Source organism: Microcoleus sp. K4-B3 (genome assembly GCF_036704615.1).
Classification (GTDB): Bacteria; Cyanobacteriota; Cyanobacteriia; order Cyanobacteriales; family Microcoleaceae; genus Microcoleus.
This window is the reverse complement of record NZ_JAUBSF010000001.1, coordinates 26,788-44,392: the sequence shown is the minus strand read 5'-3', so window position 1 is coordinate 44,392 and position 17,605 is coordinate 26,788. Positions and strand designations below refer to the sequence as shown.

General features: G+C 44.9%; 13 protein-coding genes. 2 read left to right on the top strand and 11 right to left on the bottom strand.

Translation table 11 applies throughout. The features are described from left to right. Positions 1-29: 29 nt before the first annotated feature. The 7 genes from QUA78_RS00205 to QUA78_RS00175 all read right to left on the bottom strand — a co-directional run bounded on the left by QUA78_RS00205 (position 30) and on the right by QUA78_RS00175 (position 7,268). Positions 30-2,480 carry an ATP-binding protein gene (locus tag QUA78_RS00205; RefSeq protein WP_333398489.1) on the bottom strand — a complete coding sequence of 817 codons (2,451 nt, stop codon included), beginning with the start codon at positions 2,478-2,480 and terminating at the stop codon, positions 30-32. A 413-nt stretch (positions 2,481-2,893) separates the two neighbouring features. Continuing rightward, complete coding sequence (locus QUA78_RS00200; RefSeq protein WP_333299627.1) at positions 2,894-3,619, bottom strand: TVP38/TMEM64 family protein; 726 nt, start codon at positions 3,617-3,619, stop codon at positions 2,894-2,896. A 119-nt stretch (positions 3,620-3,738) separates the two neighbouring features. Beyond that, complete coding sequence (gene arsS, locus QUA78_RS00195) at positions 3,739-4,725, bottom strand: arsenosugar biosynthesis radical SAM (seleno)protein ArsS (protein ID WP_333299626.1); 987 nt, start codon at positions 4,723-4,725, stop codon at positions 3,739-3,741. A gap of 296 nt (positions 4,726-5,021) precedes the next feature. After that, positions 5,022-5,417, bottom strand: a complete 396-nt coding sequence (arsC, locus tag QUA78_RS00190) for an arsenate reductase, glutathione/glutaredoxin type (protein WP_006633827.1) — start codon at positions 5,415-5,417, stop codon at positions 5,022-5,024. Between the two features lie 36 nt (positions 5,418-5,453). Further along, complete coding sequence (gene arsH, locus QUA78_RS00185; protein ID WP_333299625.1) at positions 5,454-6,110, bottom strand: arsenical resistance protein ArsH; 657 nt, start codon at positions 6,108-6,110, stop codon at positions 5,454-5,456. A gap of 7 nt (positions 6,111-6,117) precedes the next feature. Continuing rightward, the gene (locus QUA78_RS00180; RefSeq protein ID WP_333299624.1) at positions 6,118-6,822 is read right to left on the bottom strand and encodes an MIP/aquaporin family protein; all 705 of its coding nucleotides are present in this window, start codon (positions 6,820-6,822) and stop codon (positions 6,118-6,120) included. Positions 6,823-6,926: 104 nt separating this feature from the next. Further along, a complete protein-coding gene (locus QUA78_RS00175) occupies positions 6,927-7,268 on the bottom strand; it encodes a metalloregulator ArsR/SmtB family transcription factor (RefSeq protein ID WP_333299623.1) in 342 nt (113 codons plus the stop codon). Positions 7,269-7,507: 239 nt separating this feature from the next. On the opposite strand from QUA78_RS00175, the gene QUA78_RS00170 reads away from it, so the two are divergent. Further along, positions 7,508-8,713 carry a transposase gene (locus QUA78_RS00170; protein WP_333299622.1) on the top strand — a complete coding sequence of 402 codons (1,206 nt, stop codon included), beginning with the start codon at positions 7,508-7,510 and terminating at the stop codon, positions 8,711-8,713. A 38-nt stretch (positions 8,714-8,751) separates the two neighbouring features. Here QUA78_RS00170 and QUA78_RS00165 read toward each other — a convergent pair whose 3' ends face one another. The 3 genes from QUA78_RS00165 to QUA78_RS00155 all read right to left on the bottom strand — a co-directional run bounded on the left by QUA78_RS00165 (position 8,752) and on the right by QUA78_RS00155 (position 11,207). Next, complete coding sequence (locus QUA78_RS00165; protein WP_333299621.1) at positions 8,752-9,867, bottom strand: inorganic phosphate transporter; 1,116 nt, start codon at positions 9,865-9,867, stop codon at positions 8,752-8,754. A gap of 233 nt (positions 9,868-10,100) precedes the next feature. Beyond that, on the bottom strand, positions 10,101-10,355 hold the full coding sequence (locus QUA78_RS00160) for a hypothetical protein (protein WP_172188171.1): 255 nt from the start codon (positions 10,353-10,355) through the stop codon (positions 10,101-10,103). 177 nt (positions 10,356-10,532) lie between these two features. After that, positions 10,533-11,207, bottom strand: a complete 675-nt coding sequence (locus QUA78_RS00155) for a HEAT repeat domain-containing protein (protein ID WP_333299620.1) — start codon at positions 11,205-11,207, stop codon at positions 10,533-10,535. 268 nt (positions 11,208-11,475) lie between these two features. Between QUA78_RS00155 and QUA78_RS00150 the strand changes: the two genes are divergently transcribed. Next, complete coding sequence (locus QUA78_RS00150; RefSeq protein WP_333299619.1) at positions 11,476-13,935, top strand: CBS domain-containing protein; 2,460 nt, start codon at positions 11,476-11,478, stop codon at positions 13,933-13,935. 210 nt (positions 13,936-14,145) lie between these two features. On the opposite strand, the gene QUA78_RS00145 is transcribed toward QUA78_RS00150, so the two are convergent. Next, the gene (locus tag QUA78_RS00145) at positions 14,146-16,503 is read right to left on the bottom strand and encodes a polysaccharide biosynthesis tyrosine autokinase (protein ID WP_333299618.1); all 2,358 of its coding nucleotides are present in this window, start codon (positions 16,501-16,503) and stop codon (positions 14,146-14,148) included. Positions 16,504-17,605 lie beyond the last annotated feature (1,102 nt).

The window sequence follows — 17,605 nt, the reverse complement described above, 5'->3', positions numbered from 1 at the left end:
AAATCTAAAATCTAAAATCTAAAATGGTATTACTTCCCGTTACTAATAGGAATTTTTACCAAAAACTCCGTGCCACCGCCCGGAGGTTTAGAAATTTCGATGCTGCCGCCATGTCCGTCCACTACAATTTTGTAGCTAATTGCTAACCCCAAACCAGTGCCTTTGCCCACCGGTTTAGTAGTAAAAAATGGGTTATAAATTTGGTCTTTAACGCTGTCGGGAATGCCGGGCCCGTTGTCGGCGATCGCCACTTTCAGAAATTTTCCGCCATTTTCGCGAATTACTCCCGTGGAAATTGTAATAATTTTATCCAGGCGATCGATCTCGTTCAAGGCATCGATCGCATTGCTCAGCAAGTTCATAAACACCTGATTGAGCTGAGACGGATAGCACTCGACTAAAGGCACTTTTCCGTATTTCTTGACTATATAAATTCTATTTTTGAGGCGGTTGGAGAGCAGCAGCAAGGTATTTTCCATACCTTCGTGAATGTCCGCCAGCTTTTTGTCAGATTCATCTAGGCGAGAAAAGTTACGCAAAGAAAGAACTATGCTCCGAATGCGTTCGGTTCCTATTTTCATAGAATCCAATATATGCGGCAAATCTTCCTCGATAAATTCTAACTCGATTTCTTCTGTAAAATCTGCAATTTCCGGGGGAACCTCTGGGAATGTTTGTTTGTATAAACTCACCAATTCTAATAAATCTTTAGTATATTTGCTGGTATGAGGCAAATTAGCCGAAATGAAGTTAACGGGGTTGTTAATTTCGTGGGCTATCCCGGCCACCATTTGACCTAATGATGACATTTTTTCGCTCTGCACTAAATGAGTTTGAGTTGTTTTCAGTTCATTTAATGCACTATTGAGCCGTTTTATTTGGTCTTGGGTTTGACTGTAAAGGTGAGCTTGAGTAATTGCGATCGCCAATTGGTCTGCCACAGCTTTTAATAGTTGGATTTCCTCCCGGCTCCACAGCCAATGAGTAGCGTGGCTGCAAATTAAATAACCCTGCGGCTGGTTCTGAGTCTGAACAGGTACGGCTAAATAGCTATTCGCTTTAAGTTCGGGCGGTTGAGTTACACCCTCCGCCAAAGTGTCGCTCGAAAGAATAATTGGTTCGCTTTGACCACTCCGTACTAACACATTTTCTAGAAAGTAAGGCTCAAACTTTATGGCTGGTGTCCGAGAATCCGATTGGCAAGATTCCCACATAATTTTTAACATTTTGTTTTGCGGTTCGTACCAACCAAAAGCCGCCCGTTCTAGGTGCAGCAAATTTACTATTTCTTCGACTGTACTTGGCACTATTTGGTCTAATTCCAGGGAAGCGCGAATGCGTCCGGCAATCCGGTTGAGCATGGCTTCTCGCTCCGCTTGAGCGCGATTGTTTTCGGAAGAGTAAATTAGCCAAATTGCTGCTAGCATTGCCGGGCCGAGCAGTCCGGCTACTACAGATGTCAGCAAATTTAATGCTTGCAGTTGGGATTCAATATTTTCGCGGGGAATGACTAAAGCCATCGACCAGTTAACTTCCTTGAGGGGAGCATAGGCCACATACACCCATTTGTTATCTATTTTTACCAGTTCGATGTTCGTCTGGCGGTCGATCATCTGCCGCGCAATTGTGGAGAGTGCGGGGTCTTGTGACTGTAAAAAGCTTGGGGCCGGCAGATCGATATTTCCGATTAAGTTATTGTTGGGATGAACAATTGGCACTCCTTGTGAATTGATCGCAAAAGCATAACTGTCGGAACCGTACTGCAAGCTGTTAGCGACAGATGTTACTCGGTCTAATTTAATGCTGCCCGATAGGACTCCAATTACTTGATTGGGAGCGGGAGGCAAGGCCCAAATAGGAGCTGAAATGATGATCGTAGCAACTTTTGTAGTGCGGCCGATCAGCGGGTCGGAAACGTTGAGCTGCCCGGTCATTGCTTTTTTAAAGTGTTGGCGGTCTTTGCTGTTCCCGCGGTTGCCTAAAGTGTTGATAAATGAGCCGTCGGGTTGAGTTAATGACAGGATGAAATACTCTTTTAACCTGTATATTTCTCCTTGCAACCGGGGCTCGACTAATTTCCAATTGCGAGTGCCAACCGTAGGATCGTAAGCAATGGTTTCTATTTCTGATTTGCGGCTGCTGAGCCAGCGGTCGATTTCGTCGGTGCCTTTTTCTAGTTTTAATAGTGCTATTTGCTTTAAATTGTCGAGGATTAGTCCGCGCACAAAAAAATAGCTGATGCAAGCAGTTGTGCTAATGGTTAAAGCCGTGGTAGCCAGAATTAGCAGGGTCAGCAAATGGCGGCGCTGCCGTCTGTGCTGCCAAAGACTGTGCGCTTGTTGCCACCCTGATTGAGCAGAACTGCTGATGTTGTCCCAAAAGCGGCGCAGCTTTTTTGTTGGGTGCGGCGGCGCCGACATAGATCTGGCTTGATTTGCTGGGTTTTGCATCATCAAATGTTCCCTCAGAGTCAAATTCATCAAACGGCATTCTTCCTTCGTCCTTCGGCAGAATTAATATCAGGCAAGTAGTGACACCAGTTCAAGAAAAGAATGCAACTGTAGCCAAGATAAAAACGCTGGTAGTGATTAGTTATTCCCAATTCTTCAATCCTTTAATCTAAAATATAAAATGGTATGATTTGCATTCCTGACTGCAAACAGTTTTTATTCTGGTAGGACACTTGCATTCTATTGTGGCATCAATTTTATATTTCGACCTTCGGTTTACCTAATTGGGGTGAGTGCTTTACGATATCTTTAATATCTATCTCGTTTGTATAACAAAATAATTGTAAATAACACAGAGAAAATACGGAGCTTTTTAAATTAGCAATGTATTATAATGTATGAGCAAAACCCTCTTGACAATTTTACCAATTTGCGCTGTAGTTTTAAGGGGAAATTTTTTCCTCTAAAGCTTTTTTGGCGAAGCGGGTTGCATAAACGGTGAGGGCGATCGTTGCTAGCAAACCAATGCCGTAGAGAGCCCACTCAGCAGCAGTGCGCGATCGCCCTTGCGATCCGAGTGCAGCCAAACTCCCTGCCAGGGAACCGATATAAACATACATGACAGTTCCCGGAATCATGCCGATCCAAGATGCGAAAAAATAGTCTTTTAGAGATACCTGCGTGACTCCAAAAGCATAGTTAAGCAAATTAAACGGAAAAATGGGAGAAAGCCGCGTCAGCAACACAATTTTCCATCCTTCAGAGGCAACTGCTGCATCGATCGCCTTAAATTTTTGATTGCCCTCTATCTGTTTGGAAACCCAGTCGCGAGTTAAATACCTTCCTGTTAAAAAAGCGCAAGTTGCGCCTAAAACTGAGCCGATGGAAACGCAAACCGAACCGCCAACGACTCCGAACAAAACGCCCGAACCGAGAGTCAGCAAAGAACCGGGGATAAATAGAACCGTTGCTACAATGTAAATTAAAATAAAAGCTGCCGGGCCCCACGGGCCGAGACTCGCGATCGACTCCAGCGCATTTTTCAAAATTCCTTGGAAATTAAAAAACTTAGTCGCTGCAATTAAAGCCACAGCTAAACCAATCCCTAAAATCAGCTTCCAACTGTTGGATGGCGGCGGATTTTCACCGGGCGATCGCGAATCATTCATTGCTTAAAATCTCCATTCTCAATAATATGGGAATCGGGAATCGGGCCCAAAAGCATGGGGAATCGGGAATCGGGAATCGGGCCCAAGAGCATAGTTTCTTCCTTCTTCCTTCTTCCTTCTCAAATCAAAGTACCGCCACAGCTAGAACCGCTACCCGCCGTACAGCCGTAACAATAAGCTGCAGTTTGCACCTCTTGAATCACATCTAAACTGCCAGATGCGAGCAATTTAGCAGCAGTTATCTTTTCCCCGCTGCCAGTTTTCGCCGGCAGATTTTCCATCTGGTTAAAATCGCAGTCGTAGACATTGCCTAAATAGTCGATCGACAATTCGTTGCGGCACATTAAATGTTCCAGAGTACCGGGATTAAAATTCTCCTCCAAAAACCCGAGATAAGGCTTGTGGAGTTTCTTATGTTCCAAATGAAACTTAGTCCGTCCCACCGGTAAATTAGTAATCGCGAACAATTGATTAAAACAAATCCCAAAATGTTCTGCTAAATAAACCTTGTAATCTTGCTCTAACTTGCCCTGTTCCGGTGTTAGCGAAAACTTGTCTGTTGCCGGCACTTGTGGATTGTACACCAAATCCAGAGTTAAATTTGGGTTTTTCCCGTATCCCAACTGATTTAGCTTTTGCAGCGCCCGAATCGAACTTTCAAAAACACCGCTGCCGCGCATTTTGTCCACATTGTCAGCTTGGTAGCAGGGAAGCGACGCCACAATTCTGAGTTGCTGCTGCGCGCAATATTCAGGAATATCTTCAAAACCTTTTTCAAAGTAAATCGTCAAATTAGAACGAACAATTACCTCTTTGCCTGCGGCCCTGGCAGCTTCCGCTAGCGGTTTAAAACCGTACAGCATTTCGGGAGCACCGCCGGTGAGGTCAACAGTTTTAATTTGAGGAAAGCGGCGAATGATTTCAATTAATTGGTCGCAAATTTCCGGAGAAAGTTCTTCTGTTCGTTTCGGGCTAGCTTCTACGTGGCAGTGAGTGCAAGCGAGGTTGCAGCGTTTGCCGAGATTAATTTGTAAAACTGTAATCTGCTTTTTAGTTAAAGCTGAGTGAATTTTGTTTTTGAAAGGGGTGACTGCTGTCTGAATCATGTGCTAACCTTTTGGTCTGTGCTCGCAACGAATGTAGAGGCGTTCCGGCGGAACGCCTCTCATAATTTAGCACTAATTCTTTGGATGCGACAGATCCAAATTTTAACTGGTCGCTACAAACTTAATTGAAACTCACCTCTTACACCCTTATTGAAAACAGGCAAGATGCCTGTTCTACAGGAGAGGAATTTTGTTGTGGAACAGGCCCGAAAGCCTGTTCATAAAAGGCTTATTGACAATACTGCAAGAGCTGAGTTAAAACCGACAAGGCAAGAATTATAATTTTAACCCTAATCTTACTTTAGAGAGTCAACTAATGTTTCAACTCGTGCTTTAATTTCATCTCGAACGCGGTGAAAAGTTTCGATGGGTTGTCCGTCGGGATCGTCGAGTTGCCAATCTTCAAACACTTCTCGCAATACCCACGCTTCGGGTAAATTCACGCCACAGCCGCAGAGAGAAATTACGGCGTCGTAGTCTTCAGCATTGAATTCGCTTAATGGGTTAGATGTTTGATCGGTGATGTCGATGCCGATTTCTGACATGACTTGAATTGCTGTCGGATGAACTCTGCTTGATTCTAACCCGGAACTGGTGACTCCAATCTTGCCGGCTCCGATGGTTTTAGCGAATCCTTCTGCCATTTGCGATCTGCAGGAGTTCCTTTTGCAAACAAACATTACTTTTTTCATGGTTTTTGCTGGTTGTTCGTTGTTAGTTGTTAGTTGTTAGTTAGATGTTTCAAGGGCGCGATTTGCTACGTCGATCGCCTCTTTAGCGGCTTGTTCCTTGCGTTCGCTGTAGCGATCGGTCAAATAGTCCGTTTGCTCCCGCAACAGCAAGGTAAACTTGTACAGTTCCTCCATCACGTCGATCGCGCGATCGCGATAAGGCGAATCCTTCATCGTCCCATCTTCATTAAACTCCTGATAAGCTTTCGCCACCGAAGACTGATTCGGAATCGTAAACATCCGCATCCAGCGGCCCAAAATTCTCAAAGTATTGACTGCATTAAAAGACTGGGAACCGCCGCTAACTTGCATCACTGCCAAAGTTCGGCCTTGAGTCGGTCTGACAGCCCCAATACTTAAAGGAATCCAGTCAATTTGATTTTTGATAATGCCCGTAATATTGCCGTGCATTTCTGGACTCGACCAGACTTGACCCTCCGACCACAGGCTCAATTCCCGCAACTCTTGAACCTTCGGATGCGTATCGGGAACGCTGCCGTAAATCGGCAATTCAAGAGGATTGAAAAATCGAACTTCGGCACCGAAACCCTCAATAATTCTCGCCGATTCTTCCGCCAACAAGCGGCTGTAAGAGCGCTCTCTTAAAGAGCCGTATAGAAACAAAATTCTCGGTTGATGCGTAAAACTTGTCATGATAGTTTTAATTAAAATCCCGAAATCCGTTAGACAGTTCCCGATAAACTGCGACTGCTAATTGTGCTCCCCAGATAGGAGCAACCCAGTAAACCCAGTGGTATTCCCAAATTCCGCCAATTAAAGCCGGGCCGAGAGAGCGTGCCGGGTTCATGCTCGCTCCGGTAATTGGCCCCATAAATGCAGCTTCTAAGCCTACAGTTAAGCCAATTGCTATCCCGGCAAAGCCGATATGAGCGCGTCTATCTAATCCCGAACCGAGGATAACAAACATTAAGATAAAGGTCAAAACAGTTTCTAAAATTAGAGACTGCAACCAGTTACCATTGAGAGGGATAGTTGCACCGAGATTTGCTACTTTACCTAGGGTAATTAGCAGCAATTGAGAAGCTGCGCTCGCACCCGCACACTGCGCTAAAACGTAAGGCAAAACTTTGTATTTTGGGAAAAAACCGCTCGCCCAAAACCCTAAAGTTACGGCCGGATTAAAGTGTGCGCCGCTGATGTGTCCTAGAGCGTAAATCATCGCAGTTACTACTGCACCAAATACAAAACTGATGCCTAAATGAGTTACGGAACCAGCGCTAGTTTTGTTAACCATCACCGCGCCGGTGCCTGCAAAAACCAAAATAAATGTACCTAGAAATTCGGCGATCGCCTCTCGCCTGCAATCGGGGCGAGCACAAGCTAACCTATGAGCTGTTGCATCCATCGCTCTGAACTAATTGTTGCCAGTCCATCATATCAAAAAAAATTGATATGTCAATTATCAAAAAAGTCATATCAGTATTTGAGTGATTAAGAAATATTGATGGGTTAACCCGCGTCGGAACAGGGGCGCGCCGGCAAGATCTGGCTGAAGCGCCGGTATTCGGCGAGATACTGTTCGAGGGCGACAAACTGGGTCAAATTGAGGCTGTAGTAAATCCAGCGGCCTTCTTGGCGGCTGCGGACTAAAGCTGCATCCTTCAAGGCTTTGAGGTGAAAAGAGAGTTTAGACTGAGTGACGTTGAGTCGATCGCACAAATCGCACACGCACAACTCCTGTTCCCGCAGCAACTCCAAAATCTGAAGCCGCAGGGGGTCAGAAAGAGCGTGAAAGCCAGCAGCGATCGATTTATCTGCAACAGGTGGCGCGATCGGAGAATTTTTAACCATAAATTACCCTTAACATTTTATTCAAAAACTCCCGGCGCGATTTCTTGTTTTTACCGTTAGATTCGATCGGGTTATCCTTTGATGACAATCCCAAACCAACTGCGAACTCTTTCTCTTCTAGGACTAACTATTAATTCTATTACCAAAAATAATGGGTCTAAAGCCTCCCCCTGGAAGGGGGACTTTTCTTGATTCTCTACTTGTGCTATAATTATTTATGTCAGACATTGCGACGTAAAATGCTGGTATTTGAAGCAAAACTTGAGGGAGAAAAACAACAGTATGAGCGGCTCGATGAAGCCCTTCGTACTGCTCGTTTCATCCGCAATTCTTGCATCAGATATTGGATGGATAACCCGAAGATTGGACGGTATGAACTGAGCGCTTATTGTGCGGTTCTCGCCAAGGAGTTTTCTTGGGCGAGTAAGCTCAACTCTATGGCTCGACAAGCTTCTGCTGAACGAGCTTGGTCTGCGATTGCTCGGTTCTACGACAACTGTAAAAAAGCTAAACCAGGAAAGAAGGGATTCCCGCGCTTTAAAAAGCATCAAACACATGGTTCTGTAGAATACAAAACCTGTGGCTGGAAGCTGTCGTTCGATAGAAGAACCATCACTTTTACCGATGGGTTTAAATCCGGAAGTTTCAAGTTGTGGGGAACCCGTGATTTGCACTTCTACCAGTTGAATCAGATTAAACGGGTTCGGGTTGTTCGTCGCGCTGACGGGTACTACGTTCAGTTTTGTCTTGATGTTGAGCGAGTTGAGAAGCGAGAACCAACGGGTAAAACTATCGGTTTGGATGTTGGGTTGACCCACTTCTACACTGACTCGGACGGGCAAACGATTGAAAATCCCCGTCATCTTAGGAAGTCCGAGAAAGCTCTCAAGCGGCTTAATCGTCGTCTTTCTAGAACCCAGAAATGCTCTAAAAACAGAGCCAAAGCGAGAAATCGCTTGAGCAAGAAGCACCTCAAGGTAAGCAGGCAGCGTAAAGATTTTGCCGTGAAATTGGCAAGATGCGTTATCCGGTCTAACGACTTGGTTGCCTATGAGGACTTGATGGTGCGGAACATGGTCAGAAACAGAAAGCTGGCTAAATCCATTTCTGATGCCGCGTGGTCTGCTTTTCGCCAATGGTTGGAATATTTTGGCAAGGTGTTTGGAGTGGCGACGGTTGCTGTTCCACCCCACTACAGCAGTGCCAACTGCTCTAACTGTGGGGAAGAAGTTAAAAAGTCGTTGAGTACGAGAACTCATAAATGTCATCATTGTGGGTTTGTACTTGATAGAGACTGGAACGCGGCTATCAACATTCTTGAATTAGCACTCCGTACCGTGGGGCACACGGGAACGTTATACGCCTCTGGAGACATTGATCTCTGCTTGGGTGAGGAGACTCCTCCGAGTAAGTCGAGTCGCAGAAAGAGGAAGCCCAAAGAGTGATCTTTGGAATCACCGTGGCTTTAGCGGGCGTGAGGATGTCAACGATGCAACACCCAGTAAGCACAGCCGCTGATTAACGCAGCAATTGGCAAGGTCAAAATCCATGATAGTAGAATCTGATAGAAAACGCGCACATTAGCTTTTTTTGAAATCAATCCGACACCAAAGATTGAACCTACCGAAACATGGGTAGTAGAAACTGGAAGTCCATAGCGACTGGCAGCAATAACTAAAAATCCCGTCACTAAGTTTGCCACCAGCCCTTGACCGGTATTCATTGCTGTAAGCTTTTTGCTCATTGTTTCGGCCACTTTTTGAGCATTCAATAAACCGCCGATCGCCATTCCCAAAGCTACTGCTAAACTTCCCCACTGAACTGATATTGATTGACCGACTAACATCAGCGAAACAATTTTCGGAGTATCGTTCAATCCTCTAGCAAAACTGACGATTCCCGCACTCATAAAATGGCAAACATCCACTAACTGTTGGCTGGGAATTTGTAATAAATTTCCCCGGTACCTTTGCGTGCATTTATCTAGAGAATCGACCGCGACATCAGCGGTTGTGATGCACTTAAGTATGTTAGTTGCATCCGGCTGGGGAATGGGAATAATCTGTTGAGTTTGATCGGCGCAAATACACCATTCTTTCTGGATTCCTAAATAAACTCGCAGGTAGCGAGACAGCCCATAAATTAAAGCTGCTAATGGAATCGCAATCATGGGACTCAGCAACAAAGGCATTAGAAAAGTTTTCTGCAATGCTGTAAAATTAACTTCAGTAGCAATTGCTACCAAACCTGCACCGACAAGAGCACCTGTAAGACCGTGAGTTGTGGAAATAGGGAATCCAGTTAAGGTAGCAAGAATAACGGTTAAACCCGCAGCGATCGCGACTGCCAAATGAAAATCTGGGGCATTGGCTATCTCGTCTGGAACTAGCCCTTTTCCCGAAAAGCTTTTTACCAGCGTTTCTGCTATAAAAATAGAAAATACTGAACCTGCCAAAGTTGTAATCGTTGCCCAACTAATTGCTGTTTTATAGTTCGTCGTCTGACTGCCAAACAGTGTCGCCACGCCTTTAAAATTATCATTAGCACCATTGCAGTATGCTAAAAAAAACGTGGCGATAAATAGCGCAATAAGTAACATTTTATTAGTCAGAATAAGTGTGGTTTATTTGAAACTATTTTTTGCCGAAGCCCCTACAGCACCGAATTTGATTCGGTAGACACAGTTGCATCAAATAAAAGAATGAACATATTAAGATTTTTTTGAGGACGAGGCGAGCGATCGCGTCTTAATTTCGCGCCACATGGCCGCGATATTGAACGATACTATAATTAAGGCTCGGCGATCGCTTCCGGTACGCTCAACCCACCGATTCACTTAGGATTTTGTACCCTTGCCGGCACATCTGTCAGTCCCGCCTTCTGCATCAGCGAAATCACCCCTATAGATAGAATTCCCCCAATAATTGCCCCGACAACTACCAGGATAATAAAGACTTTTTGCAGAGTTTTTTTAGTTGCCGGGTGGTACTGTCTCGGCAATGCTTCACCTTGCTCGTCAACTTCTTGCTCCAAGGGGTCTAGCGGATTGGAGGGATTTGAATTAAAAGGATTGGGCGCTTGATTCATGGTTAGTTTGGGTTAAAGGAGATCGACAACTATTTTAACTTGCGATTTACCCTCGCAGCTTAAATAATACATTCTGGTTTTACTGAATACTCTATAAATTTTATTAAGATTGCTAAAATAAGGATTAACCCGGTTTATTGAATAAACCGGGTTTCTCAACATACTAAAAGTTTTATGTCACGCTTCTGCTTGTGACAAACGATCGAGAGAAATAGTTGCCGCTTCAGATACTTGAGAATTGCTATCTTTTTCTAAGTATTTTAAAGCCGAAACGCTCTTAACACTCGGCAGATTGCCCAAAGCTTCAGCCAGCCGCTGACGGATCAGCCAATCTTCCGACTGAGCAAAATCAAGGATGCGATCGATCGCCCCAAGATCTTTAATTTCCCCCAAAGCCGAAATTGCCGCCTGCTGGATCACCACTTGCTCGCTGTCGAGAGCTTTTAGCAGCACGTCGCGAGCCCGGGGATCTTTGAGATTCCCCAGAGAAACAGCAGCACTGAAGCGCACCAGCCATTGAGTATCTTCGTAAAAAGCCCGCACCAAAGCATCAAAAGCTCTGATATCTTCTAGATAGCCCAAAGCACCGGCCGCGTCAGCGCGAATGCCGTAATCTGGGTCAGTTTCTAGCAATTTGACTAGAATGGGATAGCATTCTTCAGTCGGTTTGACCCCGAGAGCAAATACAGCCATCGATCGCACTTGCAAACTTTCGTCGTTCAACACCTTTTTAATCAAAGGCACCGCCTCTGCAGCAGGCACGTTCCGCAAGTTGGCTAAAGCCACCATTCGATCGGCTGAATTTTGGCTTTCTAACTTGGCTGCAATTTGCTCTAAGCTTAAAGTTGTCATTATGGATAAATCTTGTAGTAAAACTTTACATTCGGGTTATTTTGATTATAGGGGAGTCTCAGGGGAAAAACAGGCAGTAAAAACCGCCCAAGGATTTGAGATCGGTAAGATTGCGGATTAGTGACACCATTAATCTAAAGCTGAGATTGCGTGGAAATAATAAATTAGAAAGTCTATTATTTAAATCCCAAGCACAGGCGAGGTGTTTCTGCCGTTCCCCAAGGCTTTGCCCGATAGTTAGCCGCCCTCTGACAACCTGCAATCAACTATGCCCTTTTACCACCCGCCCTTGTACTCCTCAGCCTTAGAACAAGCGATCGACCGGTACCCCCTAACTGCCGGGCCAGAAACTTCCTTAGCAGTTGCGATCGCCTTGATGAGTCAGTTGCAAAACAGTTGTCCCCTAGTCAAAACACCTGTACCCTCAGACCGGGGGGCGATGACCGAAACATCCGCGCCGGAAAAGGTACGGGCCCGCTGCGTGTTCGTTGTGGAGAACCAGCAGACTATTACCACAGGCAACTTATCCGACAACCCCAGCCGCGGACTGTTAATCGGCATATTAACTCCCGCCGACCTTGTGAGGCTGATAGCTTCTGGCAAAATAGACACTCAGCATAAAGTAGCCCTGCACAAAATACCAATTTCCGAAGTGATGTCCCCGGTGTCGGTCTCCCTCACAGAATCCGATGACCAAGACGTGTTTACTGCTTTATCCTTATTTCGCCAGCACAAGATTCGCTATTTGCCGATCGTCAATCAATGGGGCCACTTGGTAGGAGTGCTGACGCGGGAAAGAATTCGCCAAGTATTGCAGCCTTCAAATATTCTCAAATTGCGGCGGGTAGCAGAATTGATGACTACGCCAATTACAGCGCCCCACACCGCCTCGCTGAAGAGTATAACCGAACTGATTTCAGAGCATCAAGTCAGTTGTGTAGTCATTGCAAAAAACAAAGAATTAACAATGGAGAAGCCCAAAGATGACTATACCTCCATTTTTCACTATTCGTTTCACCAACCCCTGGGAATTCTTACCGAATACGACATCGTGCAGGCACAGTTTCTAGAACTAAATTTCGAGCAAACCCCAGCTCAAAAAGTCATGAGAACTCCCCTGCAATTTCTTCAACCTTCCGATTCCCTGTGGACGGCGCACAAAGAAATGCAGCAGCAACAAGTGCAGCGGTTGGTCGTGTGCGGGGCGCGCGGAGAACTGTTGGGAATTATTACTCAGACCAGCTTGCTGAGAGTCCTCGACCCCACCGAAATGTACCGAGTTGTCAAACAGTTGCAGCAGTCGGTTTATCAACTGCAAGCCGAAAAAGTGGAACTGCTGCAAAGCCGCAACGCCAAACTAGAACAGCAGGTGCGGGAACGGACTGCAAAACTCCACGAACAATTGCAGCGCGATCGGCTGTTAACTCACATTTCCTTGCGGATTCACCAATCCTTAAACCTCGAAGAAATTCTCCACGCCAGCGTCGATGAAGTCCGCCAAGTTTTGCAAGCCGATCGAGTAGCAATCCTGCATTTAGAGTCCAGCAATTACGGCATTGTAGTGGCAGAATCCGTTGCCGAAAATTGGCCTTCTATCTTGGGAGAAATCCTGCCCGATAATATTTGGCAAGAATCTGCTTCGGTGATAGAACAGGAAATTTATGCCGTCCCCGACATCGACCAAGCCCGTTTGAGCGCCGAAAAATATGCGCGGTTCCAGCAAGCGCAAATCAAAGCTTATTTGATTGTACCAATTTTGCAAGACGGCAATTTATGGGGAATGATGTGCGTCCATCAGTGTTCCGAATCCCGGCAGTGGCAGCCTTCGGAAGTGGATTTGCTGCAGCAACTGGCAACTCAAATCGCGATCGCGATTCAGCAAGCCCAACTCTATCAGCAAGTGCAAAATCTGAACACCGACCTCGAACGTCAAGTCCAAGAACGCACCGCCGAATTGCAGCAAAAAGTTCACGAACTCCAGCATTTAAACGTCCTCAAAGATGAATTTCTCAGCACAGTTTCTCACGAACTGCGGACGCCTTTAGCTAATATAAAAATGGCTATTCATATGCTGAGAATTTCTCCCACACCAGACAGGCGCCAGATTTATCTAGAAATTTTAGAAACAGAATGTACTAGAGAAACAGATTTGATTAATGCTTTGCTAGATTTGCAGCGGCTCGAAGCCGCAACTTGTCCGATCGACCTCGAACCAGTAAACTTAGAAGTCTGGCTGCCTACTATTATCGACCCGTTTTACACCCGGGCCCATGACCGCCACCAGGATTTGCGAGTAGAGTGCGATCGCCACCTTCCCACGATCAGTTCCAACCGAGCTAGTTTGGGACGAATTTTAGCAGAGCTCCTCAACAATGCCTGCAAATATACTGCCAATGACGGCGAAATTTATCTGAAAGTTGAGTGCAAAAACGAATACTGGGAACAACGAGGACAAAGAAAGAATTCCCGACAAGCAAGAGCTCTAGCTTCAGAAATCCAATTTACACTCAGCAATCAATCGTCCATTTCCATAGAGGAATTGCCTCGAATTTTTGAGAAATTTTATCGAGTTCCCAACGCCGATCCTTGGAAACAAGGAGGTACAGGTTTGGGTTTAGCTTTGGTTCACAAACTTGTCGAACAGTTGCAGGGAAAAATTGAGGTTGAAAGCAGCAATGGCTGGACTAATTTTACCGTCACATTTCCCACCAATCCGGATGAAAATTAGTCCGCCATCAGTCGATTTGAGATTTTAGTCTTCGGCGTAAAACCTTCGGCGAGTGCTCAGTCGAGTCGCGCTGAGTCGAACGATTTTATATTTGAGATTTACTCCACAGATGAATCTGGCAGCTTGAACAAGAGTCTAAAGTTTTGGGATCTCCACGACTCCTGTCGGGGGCTTGTATCCATTTTGGGGTCGGGTCATCTTTTTTTGCTCTCACTCTTTTTTGGGAGCTAGTTTGCGGATGCCAGACGGTGCTGGTGAAAAATTCAAATATTCATTTTTCTCTTCAACAACTGATGATTTAGATGCTTGATACTTCTTGCCTTTGGTGGCATGATTCGCAACTGTACCCAAGCAGGGTATGCCAAAATTTTCTAATTGACTGAAAACTTTTTGGACTACAGAAAATTTGACCTGGCGAATTGCTATAACCATCAGTATTCCATCGGTGCGCGCCGCTAAAAAATTCGCATCTTTGCTGTCAACGAGCGGCGGCGTATCGTAGATCACTAAGTCAAATGTTGCCTGAAGTTCTTCCATTAAATACTGCATCTGAGATGAGGCAAGCCGTCTGGCAGTACCGGGAATAGGGAGACCGGCAGTTAATACAAAAAGATTATCTGCTAGATGCGATCGCTGGATAATTTCATTTGGTTCATTTTTATTGTCGAGCAAGTTGCTCAATCCCTTGACATTAGGCAGTTCCAACAACAAGTGCAGGCTGGGCGAATGCAAATTCGCGTCTACTAACAGCACGCGCTGACCCGCCAGCGCTGCCACGTGAGCTAAGTTTAAAGCAACGGTAGATTTGCCTTCGCCAACTGTAGCTGAACCAACTGCCAAAGAGCTAATCGTTCGATTTGAAGAAAGAAAGCGGATATTAGTATAAAGAGAGTCAAAAGCTTCTATAAATTCCGAAGCATTTTTCTTATTACCCTCTTTTCCTTCAAGATAAGCATAGGCATTAGCAATAGAAGGCGGAAATTTTTTAGCATTTTTGTCAAGAGGAATTGCTCCCAATAAAGGTGCTTCAACCCCATCTTTAACGTCATCAACACAGTAGAAAATGTTGCGGAACTTTTCAATGAGGATAGCAGATCCCAGACCCAACACTATCCCCCCAACCACTGCCATCATAAATTTGTTTTTATTTTTTGATGCAACTGGAATCAGCTTGCCCTTAATATCTCGCGGTATCCGGGGTTCAGAAATTATTTCCCAAGGTACTTGGCTTTGAGCTGCTTGGATGCGCAGACTTTCCCGCTGACTTAAAAGTTGATCGCGGGTGCGGGCGGCGATGTCTAATTGCTGTTGCAGTTCGTTGTAGCGGCGGGCTATACTGGGAAATTCTCTGGCTTGTCGGCTCAAATCGTTTTTAGTTTGGGCGATCGCCTGACTGCGAGCTTCTAAGACTTGAATTTGGTTAGCAGTATCAACCAATTGTTTAATCAAGCCTATGCGAATCGAATTTTGAAAATTCTGAACTTTAGGATTGGCTTCCGCGCCTACTAAATTTTGCCCCAAAATTCGGTCAGTTTGCTGGTTGAGCAAAGCTACTAAATTTGTCCGCTTGCGCTCTAAAGCTTCCACTATAGGGTTAGCCGATTTAAAACGAGCTGTTTCTACAGCAATCTGACCTTCTACTTCCTTAACCTTGGTCAGCAAGTCTTTATATTGAGGTTCTTCGCTTAAAGCTGAAGCAGCAATAGCTTCATTTGGTGTAAAATCTAATTGTTTTTGCAAGTTCGCGTACAGCGTTTTCTGTTCCCGCAGCAGCCTTTGAGTGTCTAACTCTAAAGTTTCTACGGTGCGAATTTGCTGGATCAATTGCGCCCCTTGTTCTTTAGGATCGGTAATCTTTTGTTGCTGCTGTATCACCTGTAAGTCCGACTTCAGGTCATTTACGCGCTTATTGAGTCCCGGAAGCTGGTCTTCAATAAAATTAACACCTTCACCAATGCGAGTCTTGCGTTCGTCAAGACTATATTTTAAATATTTCTTTTTAATTTCTTGTAAAACGAACTCAACTAATTGATGATCGGTCCCCATGAAGCGAACTTCCAAAATTTTAGTGAGCGTCATCTCATTTTCACCCATCCGCAAAACGACTAAATTTTTTTGAAGAATTGCCTCGGTAAATTGTGGATATCGTTTTTGGACTTGTTTAACAATAGCCGACAGCATCTGAGGACTCTGGAGAATTTGAAGTTGAGTTGCGTAGTCCAAACTAAAAAATTCTCGACTAGGCACTGCCCCCCCCTCGCCGCGATTGGCTAGGGCAGCGGGGTCAGCAATTCTTGCCTCCGTTGTCACGGGTTCCACTAGCATCCGAAAATCGCCTTGATATGTTTGCTTACTTCCCTTGATCTGATAAGTAACTCCACCGCCTATTAGACCTATAATCCCAATAATGATTAGGGCTTTTCGCTGAAAAGTCCTCAACAACGGCTTTAGATTCAATCCTTTCTGAGGCTGCGCGCTTACTTCTTCTCCCTCCTCAACGGAAAATTGCTGCACCTGTCGGCTCTGGTTGCTAATGGGTACGATATGAGCGTCCTGTTCTCTTTCCATGTAGACCTCTTTAAAATTTTGTTGGTAAAATCAGCTTTGTTCTGCAAGCCTTTTGGTTGATACTTTGAGCATTGGCTTAAGGATATCACAGGAGATTCTTGCTTGGTCGAGCCCACTTCCTTCTAATAGTTCTCACTACTTTCACAGAATATACAAAAATAACTAAATCCCTATGCTTTGCCGGCTGCAAAAGTTTTTTTACAACTGCTTGAGAGTTGTATCCGACTGCATTTCGGTCGCCTGTATTGTGCATCTATTTAGGGTTTCGGGGGGGGCGAAGCAAACTTTTTATGGTGTCGCTCAGCTTCGCCGCAGGGGGCGCAATAACTTTACCAAACTTTTACAATTGACCGTAACACCTCAGCCAGAGGTTGCGCCGGTTGCCTAGTCATCTATGCCATTTTTGTGTTCGCCTACAGCGGCAGCAGCACCTGTTAACTTATTCGCTAACTCACTGGCTAAAAAATTTTCCATTTTTCATGTAGATATAATTAGCAGCATTCTGCAGATTTTTGGAACGGCAACTAATCGAATCAATTTCCGATAAAAATCTGTCTCTTCTTTTAATTATAAACTTTTTGAGGAGCTGGAGGACTGCTTAAGTCTATATAATTCCTCACCTCCCCCATAATATCACAAACTTCTATCAAAAGTCCGCGACCGACATAAAATTTAATAATGTGCGGTCTCAAACTCGATCGACATCTCGAATAACTCAAGCTTTCTGGGTCTTTCTACCGCGGCTGATGGTGTTCCGCAATTTTATGTTTTTTAGGAGAAAAACTAGGTTTCTGGGTTCCTGGGCTATTACTAAAACTATCGCTTTTCTAGCATAAGGAAGAAGGAAATTCGGCAACGGATTAGATTTCTTGGGATTTAACAGATGTAACCGATGGATGTTGAAAAAAGAAGCGAGAACGAATAAAAGCAAGAATTTCAGTAATTAAAAACTTCCTAACCGTCGGGCGCGGTTGCTAGATTCGCCATGCGAGTAAGCTATAGCAATCCTTTCGCGAAACGCGCCACGGTTTTTTTTTTGAAGGAATCGATGAAAGAGGCTGATGACAAATCCGTAAAAGAAGAGAATAGAGGAGAAGAGAAA